Origin of the sequence: Shinella sp. S4-D37, from assembly GCF_040812195.1 — a bacterium.
Taxonomy (GTDB): Bacteria; Pseudomonadota; Alphaproteobacteria; order Rhizobiales; family Rhizobiaceae; genus Shinella.
The window spans coordinates 3957042-3970458 of the sequence record NZ_JBFNXL010000005.1; the positions used below are offsets into that span (position 1 = coordinate 3957042).

13 protein-coding genes are annotated in these 13417 nt (G+C 66.7%); 5 read left to right on the forward strand and 8 right to left on the reverse strand.

What is annotated here, in order from left to right; genetic code table 11:
* Positions 1 to 4 precede the first annotated feature (4 nt).
* The 6 genes from AB3G45_RS26825 to AB3G45_RS26850 are packed head-to-tail and all read right to left on the reverse strand — an operon-like array spanning position 5 to position 6779.
* Complete coding sequence (locus AB3G45_RS26825; RefSeq protein ID WP_367833422.1) at positions 5 to 1330, reverse strand: alanine racemase; 1326 nt, start codon at positions 1328 to 1330, stop codon at positions 5 to 7.
* Positions 1323 to 2279 (reverse strand): amidohydrolase, encoded by a 957-nt coding sequence (locus AB3G45_RS26830; RefSeq protein WP_367833423.1) that lies wholly within the window; start codon positions 2277 to 2279, stop codon positions 1323 to 1325. Before AB3G45_RS26830 ends, AB3G45_RS26825 begins: the two co-directional genes overlap by 8 nt.
* Positions 2276 to 3223 carry an ABC transporter permease gene (locus AB3G45_RS26835; RefSeq protein ID WP_367833424.1) on the reverse strand — a complete coding sequence of 316 codons (948 nt, stop codon included), beginning with the start codon at positions 3221 to 3223 and terminating at the stop codon, positions 2276 to 2278. Before AB3G45_RS26835 ends, AB3G45_RS26830 begins: the two co-directional genes overlap by 4 nt.
* The gene (locus tag AB3G45_RS26840) at positions 3205 to 4170 is read right to left on the reverse strand and encodes an ABC transporter permease (RefSeq protein ID WP_367833425.1); all 966 of its coding nucleotides are present in this window, start codon (positions 4168 to 4170) and stop codon (positions 3205 to 3207) included. Before AB3G45_RS26840 ends, AB3G45_RS26835 begins: the two co-directional genes overlap by 19 nt.
* Positions 4167 to 5675 carry a sugar ABC transporter ATP-binding protein gene (locus tag AB3G45_RS26845; protein ID WP_367833426.1) on the reverse strand — a complete coding sequence of 503 codons (1509 nt, stop codon included), beginning with the start codon at positions 5673 to 5675 and terminating at the stop codon, positions 4167 to 4169. Before AB3G45_RS26845 ends, AB3G45_RS26840 begins: the two co-directional genes overlap by 4 nt.
* A gap of 33 nt (positions 5676 to 5708) precedes the next feature.
* Positions 5709 to 6779, reverse strand: a complete 1071-nt coding sequence (locus AB3G45_RS26850) for an ABC transporter substrate-binding protein (RefSeq protein ID WP_367833427.1) — start codon at positions 6777 to 6779, stop codon at positions 5709 to 5711.
* Positions 6780 to 7009: 230 nt separating this feature from the next.
* Between AB3G45_RS26850 and AB3G45_RS26855 the strand changes: the two genes are divergently transcribed.
* A complete protein-coding gene (locus tag AB3G45_RS26855) occupies positions 7010 to 7792 on the forward strand; it encodes an IclR family transcriptional regulator (protein WP_367833428.1) in 783 nt (260 codons plus the stop codon).
* 10 nt (positions 7793 to 7802) lie between these two features.
* Here the strand turns inward: AB3G45_RS26855 and AB3G45_RS26860 are convergent, their stop codons facing one another.
* Positions 7803 to 9020 carry a TIGR03862 family flavoprotein gene (locus AB3G45_RS26860; RefSeq protein WP_367833429.1) on the reverse strand — a complete coding sequence of 406 codons (1218 nt, stop codon included), beginning with the start codon at positions 9018 to 9020 and terminating at the stop codon, positions 7803 to 7805.
* 106 nt (positions 9021 to 9126) lie between these two features.
* Here AB3G45_RS26860 and AB3G45_RS26865 point away from each other — a divergent pair, with 106 nt between their 5' ends.
* The gene (locus AB3G45_RS26865; RefSeq protein WP_367833430.1) at positions 9127 to 9528 is read left to right on the forward strand and encodes a cupin domain-containing protein; all 402 of its coding nucleotides are present in this window, start codon (positions 9127 to 9129) and stop codon (positions 9526 to 9528) included.
* 24 nt (positions 9529 to 9552) lie between these two features.
* On the opposite strand, the gene AB3G45_RS26870 is transcribed toward AB3G45_RS26865, so the two are convergent.
* Entirely contained in the window at positions 9553 to 11175 is a 1623-nt protein-coding gene (locus AB3G45_RS26870; protein ID WP_367833431.1) for an ABC-F family ATP-binding cassette domain-containing protein, read from the reverse strand.
* A 223-nt stretch (positions 11176 to 11398) separates the two neighbouring features.
* On the opposite strand from AB3G45_RS26870, the gene AB3G45_RS26875 reads away from it, so the two are divergent.
* From AB3G45_RS26875 to AB3G45_RS26885, 3 genes are all read left to right on the forward strand, one after another.
* Positions 11399 to 12550, forward strand: coding sequence for a tyrosine-type recombinase/integrase (locus AB3G45_RS26875; RefSeq protein ID WP_367833432.1), 1152 nt, complete (start codon positions 11399 to 11401; stop codon positions 12548 to 12550).
* 141 nt (positions 12551 to 12691) lie between these two features.
* A complete protein-coding gene (locus tag AB3G45_RS26880) occupies positions 12692 to 12901 on the forward strand; it encodes a helix-turn-helix transcriptional regulator (protein ID WP_367833433.1) in 210 nt (69 codons plus the stop codon).
* The gene (locus AB3G45_RS26885; RefSeq protein ID WP_367833434.1) at positions 12898 to 13404 is read left to right on the forward strand and encodes a DUF3102 domain-containing protein; all 507 of its coding nucleotides are present in this window, start codon (positions 12898 to 12900) and stop codon (positions 13402 to 13404) included. The genes AB3G45_RS26880 and AB3G45_RS26885 overlap by 4 nt, the downstream gene beginning before the upstream one ends.
* The last annotated feature ends 13 nt before the right edge of the window (positions 13405 to 13417 follow it).

Consider the following 13417-nt stretch of genomic DNA (forward strand, 5'->3'; position numbering starts at 1 on the left):
AGGGTCAGCCGAAGCTGGTGGGATAGGCCGCCGTGACCGAGTGGTCGGGGGCAAGGCCATAGAGGATCGCGTGCCGGTCGAGGCAGGTGCAGGGATGCGAGATACCGAACTCCACCACGTCGCCGATGCGCATGTCGCTGCCGGCGGGAAGCGACACGAAGGCATGCTGGTCGTTGAGGTGAAGCACGGCGGCCCCGGCAAGGCGGCCGAGCGGCGCGCCGTCGCGATAGAGCGCCAGCGGCCGCGGCAGGCCCTGGTCCATCGCGACATCGCGCAGGCCCATGCCGCAGATCGCAAGGCCCGGCTCGGGCAGCGAGAGCACCTCGGCCCAGACCCGCAGCGCCGGCCTGAAGCCGCTGCCGGCCGAGCGGACCTCACCGCCGAAGCGGAAGCCCGCACGGGCATCCAGCCCGGCAAGGCCGCGCTCGTAGACGCCGTGGTCGTGGAAGAAGATCGCCCCGCTGCGCAGCACGAGCAGGCTGTCGGAATCGGCGGCGACGGCGGCGGAGAGGCCGGCGACAACCAGGTCGAAGAAGACCGAGCCGCCCGCCGTGACGATCAGCGGCCGCGCATCGCCGATGCGGGCGCGCACCTCCGGCAGGAAGGCCGCCGTCATCGCCACCAGCCTGTCGATCCGGCGCAGCGTCTCTTCCGGGTCGGCCGTCGCGGCGGCGCCCTCATAGGCGGCGATGCCGGTGAGCCGGAAGGCGGGCGTTTCCGCGGCAAGGGTGGCATCGAGGATCGCACCCGCCGCTTCGGCGCTGCGTGCCCCGGCGCGGCCGGCGCCGAGCTCGACGAGGAGGCCGAGCGGCGGCAGGCCGTCGCGGCCCTGCCAGGCGGCCCGCAGGCCGTCGACCAGGTCGACCGAATCGACGAAGGCGTGCAGTTCTGCATCGGGATAGTTTGCGGCAAGCGCCGCGAGCCGGCGCGCGGCCGCCGCACCACCGATCTCGTTGGCGAGGATCAGCCGGCGCTGGCCGGCCTTCAGCAGGACGGCGGCCTGGCGGATATCGGCCACCGTGGTGCCCCAGGCGCCGGCCGCCAGCAGCGCGCCGGCAAGCGCCGCCGACATCGGCGTCTTGGCATGGGGCGCAATCGCGATGCCGTGATCGCGCACATAGTCCATCATCAGCGCGACATTGCCGGCGAAGGCGTCCTGGTCGAGCGAGATCAGCGGCAGCGCCATCGCGCCGTCATAGGGCTTCCAGCCCTGCCTGCCGACGGCATCGAGGGGGAGGGGCGCATGGCCCGGCGGAAAGCCGCGGATACGGTCGTCGAGCACCGGATTGAGCACTGGATTGTCCGGGCCGGTCACGGAAAGGTCAGGCATGGTTTCCTCCCCTGGCCGCGACGGGATCGGCGATCCCGAGGCGATAGGTGTCGTTGGCGGTGGTGAAGAAGAGGGCGCGCTGTTCGTCGGGCGAGAGCGGTCCGGCCGCGGCACGGAAAACGGCGTAGATCGCGTCGAACGAGGCATGCAGGCCGGCGACGGGGAAATCGCTGGCGAACATCGCGCGGTGAGGACCGAAACACGCGAGGCAATGCGCGGTCACCGGATGCAGGCTTTCCGGCGTCCAATCGTTGTCATAGGCGACGAGGTCGGAGATCTTCAGCCGCACATTCGGCTCGCGGCCGAGCGCCGCAAGGCCGTCGCGCCACAGCGCCATGCCCTCCGCGCTGCGGTCGGCCGGGCTGCCGCCATGGTTGAGCACGAACAGCGTCTGCGGAAAGGCGCGCACGAGGTCGAGCGCCTCGACCATCTGCCAGGGATAGAGCATGAGGTCGAAAACGAGATCGTGCCGCGCGAGGTGGGCGAGGCCGGCCCGCCACGCGGGATCGGCCATGCGGTGGGGGCGCGATGCAAAACTCTTCGCCGGTTCGGGATGCCAGCTCACGATATCGCGGATGCCGACGACATCGGGATCGGCCGCCTCCGCCTCGATCAGGCGGGCGGCGTCGGGGCTATCGAGCGGAACACGGGCAATGCGCCGTTTCGCCACGCCGGACGTCCGGTCGAGGCCGGCGAGCCAGCGGCTTTCCTCCAGCGGATGGGCGTCGGACCAGCCGGCCTCGACATGCACGGTGGCGACCACGTTCTGGTTTGCGGCGTCCCGTCGGTAATCTTCCACGCCGTAGTCCCGCAGGATCGGCGCGAGGCTGCCGTAGACCATTTCCCCGCCCTCTGTCCGCGCCTTTTCCAGCCAGGGATGGCGCTTCAGCGAGAGGTCCCAGAGATGGTGGTGCGGGTCGATCACCGGCCCGTCGTAACGCACCGTCATCGGCGCGCCTCGCGGCCCGAAATCAGCAGGAGCCCGAGGATGAGCGAGCCGAACATGATGGAGCGCCAGCCCGGCGAGGCATTGACGACGGTGATCAGCGCCGTGGTGGTGACGAGCAGGATGGCGCCGGGAATGGTGCCGGCATAGGTGCCGCGCCCGCCCAGGATGGAGGTGCCGCCGAGAACCACAGCGGCGATCGACAAGAGGAGATAGGGATCGCCGATGCCGACATAGCCCTGCCGGTTCATGCCGAGCACGAGGATGCCGGCAAGGCCCGCGAAGAAACCGGACAGCGCATAGAGAAGCAGCGTATTCTTGGCCACGCTGACGCCGGAAAGCCGGGCGGCCAGCGGATTGGCCCCGAGCGCGAGGAAGCGCGCGCCGAGCGGCATGCGGTGGATGATGAGGAGCACGACGACCGAGACGGCGATCCACAGGAGGATGCCGGCGGGAATGCCGAGGGGACGGGCCTGGCCGAGCAGGATGACCGCCGGATTGCCGAGCGTGACGGCGCTGCCGCCGGCGACGATGACGAGCAGCCCCTGGAGAAGCGTTGCCATGGCGAGCGTCATGATGATCGGCGGCACGCGCAGATAGGCCGCGCCCGCCCCGTTGAGGAGGCCGATGCCGGTGGCGATGGCAAGGGCGAGCACGATCCCGACGAGGCCTGTCGGGTCGGCGGCCGGCGAGATCAGCGGCAGCAGGATCGCCGTGACGGTGATGACGGCCCCGACGGAGAGGTCGATGCCGCCCATCAGGATGACCAGCGTCTGCCCGGCCGCGACGATGCCGATGACGGCGGCAAGCTCCAGGAGGTAGCGCAGGTGCCCGTAGGCGCCGAAGCCGCGCAGGGTGAGGCTGGCGACGAGCCAGACGAGCGCCACCAGGAGGAAGGTCAGGAGCGGCGGATTGCGGAACACGGCCTTCATCGCCTTCTCCTCCATTGCTGCAAGAGTTCCGGCACCGCGACGGCGCCGACGATGATCAGGCCCTGTGCGACGTACTGGGCCACTGGCGGGAAACCGAGGAAGAACATCACGTTGATCATGACCGAGAGCAGCAGGCTGCCGCAGATCGCGCCGCGCATCGTGCCCTTGCCGCCGAGGAAGCCGACGCCGCCGAGCACGGCCGCCGCAATCGAATTCAGCGTGAAGGGCGTGCCGATGACCGGATCGCCCGAGCCCGTCTGCGCCGCGACGAAGAGACCGGCCAGCGCCGTCAGCAGGCCGGACAGCGCGAAGGCGACGATCTTGACCCGCTCGACCGGAACGCCGGAGCGGAAGGCGCCGATCGGGTTGTCGCCGGCGGCATAGATGCCGATGCCGAGCGGCGTCGCCAGGAACCCCTTCCAGGCGAGGAGGACGAGGACGAGCAGCAGGAAGGCGACCGGCGTATGGCCGGCGAGCGTCGTCGACAGCCAGTCCGGAATGAAGCCGCCCGGACGCGGCAGGAGGATCAGCGCGACGCCGGTGATGATGAAGGAACCGGCCAGCGTGACGATGATGGCCGGCAGCCGCAGATGGGCGACGATGGCGCCGGTGACGGCGCCGATGGCAAGGCCGGCAAGCGCGACGGCGAGAATGCCGCCGGGCACGCCGAGCATGCCGCCCATCGTCGTCGCCGCGATTACCGCGCCAAGGCTCACCAGCGGGCCGATGGCGAGCGTGATGCCGCCGTTCAGCATCAGGAGTGCCTGCGCCATGGTGACGAGTGCCAGCGGGAACCAGTTCTGCGTGAACTTGGAAAAGCCGCCAACCGTGAGAAGGCCCGGAAAGAGCACCGCATAGAGGACGAGGAAGGCGGCGACGACCAGATAGAGGCCGCCGAGGCCGCGATTGCGGCCGCGCTGGATGGCGCCGTAGAGCCAGCCGGAAGACGGAACGGCGCTCATGCGGTCTCTTTCTGTTCGTGGATGCCCATGGCAGCGCCGACGATGGCCTCTTCGGTGATCGCCGTGCCGGAAAGCCGGGCCGCGACGCGCCCCTCGCGCAAGACGACGACGCGGTCGCAGAGGTGGACGAGTTCCGGCGTGTCGGAACTGGCGAGGATGACGAGCCGCCCTTCGGCGGCAAACGCGCGCAGCATGAGGTAGATCTCCCGCTTGGTCTCGATGTCGACGCCGCGCGTCGGATCGTTGAGGAGCAGCACGGACGGATCGAGCGGCAGCCACTTGGCGAGTGCCACCTTCTGCTGGTTGCCGCCGGAGAGCGCCTGCACCGGCCGGGCGGTGTCGCCCTTGATCGTCAGGCGCCGCGCCAGGGAGGCGATCAGCCCGGCCTCCGCCGCGCGGTCGCGAAAACCGCGGCGGGCGAGGCGGCCGAGCGAGGGCAGGATGAGATTGGACGCGATGGAATGGGGCAGGACCAGCCCCTCATGCTTGCGATCCGCCGGCACATAGACGATGCCCGCGGCATTCGCCTCACCGACATGGGCCGGCAGGCGGGGAAGGCCGCAGACCTCGGCCTGGCCGGCCCGCGCGGGAATGGCGCCGTAAAGGCCGAGAAGCAGGTCTTCCTGCCCCTGCCCGACAAGGCCGCCGATGCCGACGATCTCGCCGGCACGGGCGGAAAAGCCGATCTCGCGCACGAGGCCGGCCGAGAATTTTTCGACGCTGATGCGCGTCGCGCGGGGTTCGAGCGCCGGGCGCGGCGGGAAGAGATCGCCCGTCTCGCGGCCCACCATGAGACGCACCAGGCCCTCGCCGTCGATGCCGGCCAGCGACTGGTCCGCCGTGACGCCGCCGTCCTTCAGCACCGTGACATGGGCGCAGAGCGCCTGCACCTCGTTGAGCCGGTGGGAGATGTAGAGGAGCGCCGTGCCGCGATCGCGCAGCGTTTCGACGAGGCGGGCGAGAATGCCGGCCTCATGCGCGGAAAGCGAGGAGGTCGGCTCGTCGAGGATCAGCACGCGCGGCTTGCGGAACAGCGCCTTGGCGACCTCCACCATCTGCCGGCGGCCGAGCGAAAGATCGGCGACCGGCATGTCGAGCGGCTCGGTGAGTCCCACCATGGCGCAGACCTCCCGCACGCCCCTGTGAAGCGCGGCATAGTCGATGAGGCCGAAACGGCGCGGAAAGGCGCCGAGCCCGATATTCTCGGCAATCGACAGGTCGGCGGCAAGGCTCAGCTCCTGCTGCACCACGGCGATGCCCGCCGAGCGCGCGGCGGCCGGGCTGAAACGCCCGACCGGCCGGCCGTCGACGAGGATGGCGCCGCTGTCCGGCTGGAGAGCGCCGGAAAGGAGATTGATCAGCGTGGATTTCCCCGCGCCGTTCTCCCCGAGCAGGGCATGCACCCTGCCCGGGTGAAGGGCGATATCGACGCCCTTCAGAACGGGATTGCCGAAAAATCCCTTGAACACCTGCCGGGCCTCCAGCAGGGGTCGTGTTTCCGTCATGACGGCATCCTTCACGGAATTACGGGCACGAAATTACTGGGCGAGCAGCTTGTCGAACAGCGCCTTGTCGTAATCCGAGTAGATGTAGCCGTCGGCCGGGAACTGGTCGGCGCGGGCGAGGTAGGTGTCGATGGTGCTGTCGTCGATGACGGGCAGCGGCACCTTGACGAAGGCCCGAACGTCCTTGCCTTCCAGCGCCTGCACGGCCGTGTAGACGGCGAGCGCGCCCAGCCAGTTCGGCTGCATGGTGGCCCAGCCCTTCAGGCCCTTCTCCTTCCACAGTTCGAGGAACTGGCGGGCGTTCTCGCCGGTGATCGGCACCTGCTCGCGGCCCTGGCGATCGAAGGCCATGACGGAACCGGCCGAAATCGCGCCGCCGAGCGAGAGCACGCCGTCGATCTCCGGATTGGCGAAGAGCAGGCTTGTCATCGCCTCCTGCGCGGGGGCGGAATTATACTCCGTGTTGGTCTCGGTGATGATTTCGAGGCCCGGATTGGCGTCGAGCACCGGCTGGGCGCCCTTGCGGCGGTCATCGCTGACGGAAATGCCGGCCGGGCCGTTCATGACGATGATCTTGCCCTTGCCGCCGAGCTGGTCGGCAAGCCACTTGGCGGCGCCCGCGCCCCATTCGCCGGAATCGGTGTTGATCTTCGCCGTCACCTTGTCCGTGTTGACGAGGCTGTCGAAGTTCACCACCGCGATACCCTTGTCGCAGGCATCCGAAATGACGCGGTCGAGTGCGTTGGAGGAGCCCGCGATGACCACGATCGCATCGACATTGGCGTCGATCATCGACTGGATGTGCTGGATCTGCGTCTGGGCGTTGCCCTGCGCGTCCGTGATCATCAGGTCCTTCACGAGGCCGGCCGTCTTCAGCGCCTCGACCTCGGCGGAAATGGTGCCTTCCGTCTGCTTCATCCAGGTCGGCACCGAATAGATGTTCGCCCAGCCGACCGTATAGGGCGCCGTGCGGTCGCCCTTGATGCAATTGGCAGCGGCAGAGGCTGTGCCGGCGGAAAGGACGAGGAGGGCTGCAGCGGCGGCGGCACCCGCAAGAAGGCGGCAGCTCCGCGAAACGGTCGGATTGTCTTGAATCGTTTTCATGTCGTTCCCCTTTTTTGCGGCAGCAGGTACGGGCTTGCCATCCGTCTTTGTCCAATATATCGAACATATGATCTTTATATCGGACTTGCGTGATCTTATGCCGAATTTCCCGCCTCGCAAGAGGGGGCTTCGGAAATTTCGCGGCACGGCGATGGCGGACCCTTGCGCGTTGACAGATCGCGCGGGCGGCGAGAGAAGCTTGACGGGGACGAAGGGCAAGGACGGACGAGATGGATGCTATTGTGGACGATGCAGGCGGCAAGCGGGCCCGGGGGTTGGATCGCGCCTTCGAAATCCTCGATTTCCTGCGTCGCAAGCGGCAGGCGCTGAAGCCGAACGAGATCGCCGCGCAGATTGGTGCGCCGCGCTCATCGGTCTACGAGCTGGTGAACCTCCTCCTGCGCAACGGCATCCTGGAGTTCACCGGCGGCGACGGCCGCGTCTATCTCGGGCGGAAACTCTATTTCCTCGGCGCGGCCTACGAGAACCATTTCGACTTCACCCGCGAATGCGAGGCGGCGCTGGAGCGGCTGGCGGACGAAACGCGCGAGACGGCGCAGTTCTGCATGCTGGACGGCGACAAATACACCGTCGTGCGCATGCGCGAGGGCGCGCGGCCCTTCCGCATCTCCACCGATATCGGCCAGTCGGTGCCGATCCCGTGGACGGCCTCGGGCCGCCTGCTCGTTGCGCATATGACGAACGAGGAGATCCTCGCCTTCATCCCGCCGCAGGATTTCCAGTTGCCGGGCGGCGAATGGCTCGATCCGCAGGCCTTCCTCGCCGAGGTGCGCCAGGCCGAACGCGAAGGCTTCTTCACCTTCAACAGCATCGTCGACAGCTTCACCCATTGTTTCGCCGTGCCGGTCATGGACGAGGGGCATGCCGCCGCCACGCTCTGCCTCGTCACCCCGCGTGACGACGGGCTTGCCAACCGCGACCGCTATCTTGCCTGCCTCAAGGACGCCGCCGCCAGCCTCAGCCAGGCGCCGACGCGGCCGAAGCGCGGCTGACCGTACCGGCTCAATCCGCCCGATTGGATAGCCAGCGATCGATCCCTTCCGCAGCTGCCCGGCCGGTCGCAAGGCAGGCCGTCAGCAGGTAGCCGCCGGTCGGCGCCTCCCAGTCGAGCATTTCGCCGGCTGCGAAAACGCCCGGCAGGGCCTTCAGCCCATAGTCCGCGTCGATGGCATCGAACCGGATGCCGCCCGCCACGGAGATCGCCTCCGCGATCGGCCGCGGCCGGACAAGGGGGATGGCCAGGGCCTTGATCGCCGCGGCCAGCGCGTCCGGCGGCAAGGCCGGCACATCCCGGACGCATTCCCTTAGCAGGGCCGCCTTGACCCCATCGAGGCCGGCCCCCTTGCGCAGCCGGCTGGAAAAGCTCGCCTTGCCGCCCTGCCGGGCGAGATCGGCGGCAAGCCGCGTGGCGCTCCGCCCGGGCGCAAGGTCGAGCGTGAGGCATGCCGCGCCCGTCGCTTCCAGCGCGTCGCGCAGTGCCGCCGCATGGGCATAGACGAGGCTGCCCTCGATGCCGGTCTTCGAGATGACGAACTCGCCGGGGATCGCACTCGCCGCGGACCGCGCCGTCACGCCCTTGACCGGTGCGCCCGCAAAACGCTCGACGAGGAACGGCGTCCAGTCCACGTCGAAGCCGCAATTGGCCGGGCGGAACGGCGCGATGCCGATGCCCCGTTCCGCAAGGCAATCGACCCAGCCCGCATCTGAGCCGAGCCGCGGCCAGCTCGCGCCGCCGAGCGCCATGAGGACCGCATCGAACGCCATCACGGCGGCGCCCTCGGGCGTCTCGACACGCAGCCCTTCCGGCGCAAATCCCGTCCAGCGATGGCGCACGCGGATATCGACGCCCTGCGCTTCCAGCCGCGCCCGCCAGGCCCGCAGCAAGGGCGAGGCCTTCATGGCGACCGGGAACACCCGCCCGGAGGACCCGACGAAGGTTTCTGTCCCGAGCCCCTCCGCCCAGGCCCGCAGATCCGCGGGCGTGAAAGCATCGAGCGCCGCCCGCAGATGCGCGCCCGCTGCGCCGAAGCGGGCGGCGAAACGGTCATAGGGCTCGGAATGGGTGATGTTGAGGCCCGATTTCCCGGCCAGCAGGAATTTCCGCCCGATGGTCGGCATGGCTTCCAGCACGCGCACTGCATGGCCGCGCGCCGAAAGCACCTCCGCGGCCATCAGCCCGGCCGGCCCGCCACCGACGATCCCTATGCGCCGCTTGTCCATTCCGCATCCGCCTTGAAACCCTGCGCCGTTCTCATAAATCGTTCCCGGCGGCTCCGCCAGCGTTCGTGCCGGTATATAGTGCGCAGAGCAGAATCAGGAGACGGACATGGACATCAAGCGCAACGGCAGCAGCCCCTCGACGCCGGGCCCGGCCGAGTATTTCACCGGCAAGGTGCGCCTCGACACGCCCTTCAAGGCGGAAGCCCCCGGCCGCGCCGGCGGCGCCATCGTCACCTTCGAGCCCGGCGCCCGCACCGCTTGGCACACCCACCCGCTCGGCCAGACCGTCATCGTCACTGCCGGCCTCGGCTGGGCGCAGCGCGAGGGCGGGCCGATCGAGGAGATCCGCCCGGGCGACGTCGTCTGGTTCCCGCCCGGCGAGAAACACTGGCACGGCGCGACGGACAGGACCGCGATGACCCATGTCGCCATCGCCGAGGCACAGGACGGTTCCCCGGTGACCTGGCTGGAGCAGGTGACGGACGCGCAATATCTCGGCAAGGCCTGAGAACCGTCCGCCCGCCCCTTTGGATCAGTTCGGTAGGCCGGGCGCCTCGTGGCCGGTCTGGGCGACATATTCGGTATAGCCGCCCGGATATTGATGCACGTCGTCGCCGTTGAGCTCCAGCACGCGGTTCGACAGCGCGCCGAGGAAATGGCGGTCGTGCGACACGAAAAGCATGGTGCCCTCGTATTCGGAAAGCGCCTTGATCAGCATTTCCTTGGTGTCGAGGTCGAGATGGTTGGTCGGCTCGTCGAGGATCAGGAAATTTGGCGGATCGAACAGCATCGCCGCCATCACCAGCCGCGCCTTCTCGCCGCCGGACAGCACCCGGCATTTCTTCTCCACGTCGTCGCCGGAAAAGCCGAAGCAGCCGGCCAGCGTGCGCAGCGGCCCCTGCCCCGCGCGCGGAAACTCCGCTTCCAGCCACTGGAAGACGGTGAGGTCCCCGTCGAGCAGATCCATAGCATGCTGTGCGAAATAGCCGACCTTCACGCTCGCCCCGATCGTCACGCTGCCCTGGTCCGGGTTCGTCGCGCCGGCGATGAGCTTCAGGAGCGTCGACTTGCCGGCCCCGTTGACGCCCATCACGCACCAGCGCTCCTTCCGGCGGATGAGGAAGCTGAAATCCCGGTAGATCGCGCGGCTGCCATAGGCCTTGTCGACATTCTTGAGGTTGGCGACGTCCTCGCCGGAGCGTGGCGCGGGCTGGAACTCGAACAGGACCGTCTGGCGGCGGCGCGGGGGCTCCACGCGCTCGATCTTGTCGAGCTTCTTCACCCGGCTCTGTACCTGCGCGGCATGGGAGGCGCGCGCCTTGAAGCGCTCGATGAACTTGATCTCCTTGGCGAGCATCGCCTGCTGGCGCTCGAACTGCGCCTGCTGCTGCTTCTCGTTCTGCGCCCGCTGCTGCTCGTAGAAGCCGTAGTCGCCGGAATAGGTCGTCAGCGACCCGGCATCGATCTCGATGATCTTCGTCACGATGCGGTTCATGAACTCGCGGTCGTGCGAGGTCATCAAAAGCGCCCCGTCATACCCCTTCAGGAACTGCTCCAGCCAGATCAGGCTTTCGAGATCGAGATGGTTGCTCGGCTCGTCGAGCAGCATGACGTCCGGCCGCATCAGGAGGATGCGCGCCAGCGCCACGCGCATCTTCCAGCCGCCCGAGAGCTTGCCGACATCGCCGTCCATCATCTCCTGGCTGAAGCTGAGGCCCGCCAGAACCTCGCGCGCCCGGCTCTCCAGCCCGTAACCGTCGAGTTCCTCGTAGCGCGCCTGCACCTCGCCGTAGCGCTCGATGATCGCGTCCATCTCGTCGAGCCGGTCCGGATCCACCATCGCCGCCTCAAGTTCGCGCAGTTCCGCGGCGACCGAACTCACCGGTCCCGCCCCGTCCATCACCTCGGTGACGGCGCTGCGCCCTTCCATCTCGCCGACATCCTGGCTGAAATAGCCGATCGAGACCGCCTTCTCGACCGAGACCTGCCCTTCGTCCGGCGCCTCCTGCCCGGTGATCATGCGAAAGAGCGTCGTCTTGCCGGCGCCGTTCGGCCCGACAAGCCCGATCTTCTCGCCACGGTTCAAAGCGGCGGCGGCCTCGATGAAGAGAATGCGATGGCTGTTGGACTTGCTGATATTCTCGATGCGGATCATGAAAAACCGGGCCTCGTCGTGTCCCGCGCCCTATGCCACGACGCACCGCACCAAGTCCATGCGCCCGCGGCAGGAAAGCGGGCAAAGAAAGCTCGGGAAGGGAAAATGGCGGAGAGGGTGTCCGCCTGTACTTGTAAACTATTGAAATTGTTGAGCGGTTTCCGTTGCAAATTGCCGTATTTTCCCTAATTTCTTTTATTAAGTTATGGCACCGGGAAATGTGATGGCGCGGAACAAGCTTTCGGAAACACGGATTCGAACCCTCAGCAAGCCTGGGATCTACAGCGACGGCGACGGACTCTTCCTTCGCGTAAGGGCTGGCGGATCAAAGCAATGGTTCTTCATCTACAAGCGTTCAGGTCAGCGCACCGAGATCGGCCTAGGCGGATACGGCCAGGGAACGGCGCCAGTGTCGCTGGCGCTGGCACGCGAGAAGGCTGAAGGGATCAGGGAGCGGCTCGCGCGAGGCGAGGACATCGCCAAGCGAAAGACCTTCTCGGATGTCATGGAGGACGTTCTCGCCGTGAAGGAGGGCAGCTTCCGGAACGACAAGCACCGCGCGCAGTGGATCATGACGCTGCGCCAATATACGAAGCATCTGCATAAAATGCCGATCGCCGATATAACTCGTGACGATGTTGTAGATACCCTCAAGCCGATCTGGACGAAGGTCCCCGAGACAGCTGACCGGACGAGGATGCGCATCGCTGCCGTGATCGATCATGCGAAGGCGCGCGGGCTCTACACGGGCGACAATCCGGCGGACTGGCGGGGTGGCCTGAAGGAACTGCTGCCCGCACGTAGGAAGCTCTCACGTGGTCACCATGCAGCACTAGACTATCGTGAGCTCCCCGCCGTCATAGCGAAACTTCGAGAGGCATCTGGTGTCTCGGCGCGTGCCGTGGAGTTCACGTGCCTCACAGCTGCCCGATCCGGTGAGACGCGTGGCGCGGTCTGGACCGAGATTAACTTCGACGATTCGTTATGGGTGGTGCCAGCCGAACGGATGAAGTCGGGACGCGAGCACAGAGTGCCGTTGACGGAGCGAGCGATCGAGATCCTGGAGGCGCGCAAGCAGGTCGCTACCGGTGATCTGGTCTTTGAGGGCGGCAAGGAAGGCTCGGCCATCAGCGACACGGCAATGGTGAAGGCTCTGCGCGCTGCTGGCGCGGGCGGCGCCACCCTGCACGGCCTGAGAAGCAGCTTCAGGGACTGGGCCGGCGATGCAACGCACCATCCCAGAGATGTAGCTGAAGCTGCCCTCGCCCACATCGTTGGCAATGCCGTTGAGCAAGCCTATCGCCGTAGCGATGCGTTGGAGAAGCGGCGGGCGTTGATGGAGGATTGGGCGGCGTTCTGCTCGCCGGTAAAATAAACCGAGTTTACCTCATTGACAAAAATGTCAAACGGTACTACAATGGTAATTCACGTTTACACGTGTACGACGATGTTAATCTCACCGTCAAATGAAAGTCGCAGTTTTTGACATCAATGTCAACCCCAGAGGAGAAAAAAATTGAAGCACGACAATGACAACGTTCCCCGCCTCATGTCGCCCAAGGAAGCAGCGGCATCGACGACCATGTCGCGCGTGCTCCTGTCGCTGATGGCGAAGGAGGGTCGGTTCCCCTGCCCCGTGAAGATTGGAGAGCGTCGCACCGCCTATGTACGCGCCGAGGTCGAAGCGTGGATTGATCGTACCATTGCAGCGAGGTCTGCAGCATGAGCCCTATCCTCTCGAACTCGCTGACCCTCGCCGCCGACGTAATCAAGGAGCAAATCGCGGAAGCCGACGCCGCGGCGCGCACCTCGGTAGAGAAATCCATCGAGGCCGGTCATTCACTGGTTTCCGCCAAGGAGCAATGCCCGCATGGTCAGTGGTTGCCGTTCCTCGAACGAGCCGGGGTCCATGAACGTCAGGCACGGCGGCTAATGCAGCTTGCTCAATCGGGACTGAAATCGGACACCGTGTCCGATTTGGGAGGCATCAAGGCTGCGCTGGCTTTCATATCAAAGAGAACGAAGGCCGATTCGCTTCTGCGCGCTGTTGAGTTTGGTGGTTGGGAAAACATCCTCAACCTAGACGGCACACACAACCAAGATGTTGCCGACATGGTCGATCGTGAAGTCCTGCACCGCGACATGGCGCGAATAACTGAAGCTGCGCGCATGATGCAGGAAATGCACGACATGTTTGACGATCCCGAAATGTACGAGCGCGCCGCCTAACAAATAGGACCAC

Coding starts and splice junctions, on each gene's coding strand:
- AB3G45_RS26825 (WP_367833422.1), bottom strand. CDS start 1,330: ATGCCTGACCTTTCCGTGACCGGCCCGGACAATCCAGTGCTCAATCCG.
- AB3G45_RS26830 (WP_367833423.1), bottom strand. CDS start 2,279: ATGACGGTGCGTTACGACGGGCCGGTGATCGACCCGCACCACCATCTC.
- AB3G45_RS26835 (WP_367833424.1), bottom strand. CDS start 3,223: ATGGAGGAGAAGGCGATGAAGGCCGTGTTCCGCAATCCGCCGCTCCTG.
- AB3G45_RS26840 (WP_367833425.1), bottom strand. CDS start 4,170: ATGAGCGCCGTTCCGTCTTCCGGCTGGCTCTACGGCGCCATCCAGCGC.
- AB3G45_RS26845 (WP_367833426.1), bottom strand. CDS start 5,675: ATGACGGAAACACGACCCCTGCTGGAGGCCCGGCAGGTGTTCAAGGGA.
- AB3G45_RS26850 (WP_367833427.1), bottom strand. CDS start 6,779: ATGAAAACGATTCAAGACAATCCGACCGTTTCGCGGAGCTGCCGCCTT.
- AB3G45_RS26855 (WP_367833428.1), top strand. CDS start 7,010: ATGGATGCTATTGTGGACGATGCAGGCGGCAAGCGGGCCCGGGGGTTG.
- AB3G45_RS26860 (WP_367833429.1), bottom strand. CDS start 9,020: ATGGACAAGCGGCGCATAGGGATCGTCGGTGGCGGGCCGGCCGGGCTG.
- AB3G45_RS26865 (WP_367833430.1), top strand. CDS start 9,127: ATGGACATCAAGCGCAACGGCAGCAGCCCCTCGACGCCGGGCCCGGCC.
- AB3G45_RS26870 (WP_367833431.1), bottom strand. CDS start 11,175: ATGATCCGCATCGAGAATATCAGCAAGTCCAACAGCCATCGCATTCTC.
- AB3G45_RS26875 (WP_367833432.1), top strand. CDS start 11,399: ATGGCGCGGAACAAGCTTTCGGAAACACGGATTCGAACCCTCAGCAAG.
- AB3G45_RS26885 (WP_367833434.1), top strand. CDS start 12,898: ATGAGCCCTATCCTCTCGAACTCGCTGACCCTCGCCGCCGACGTAATC.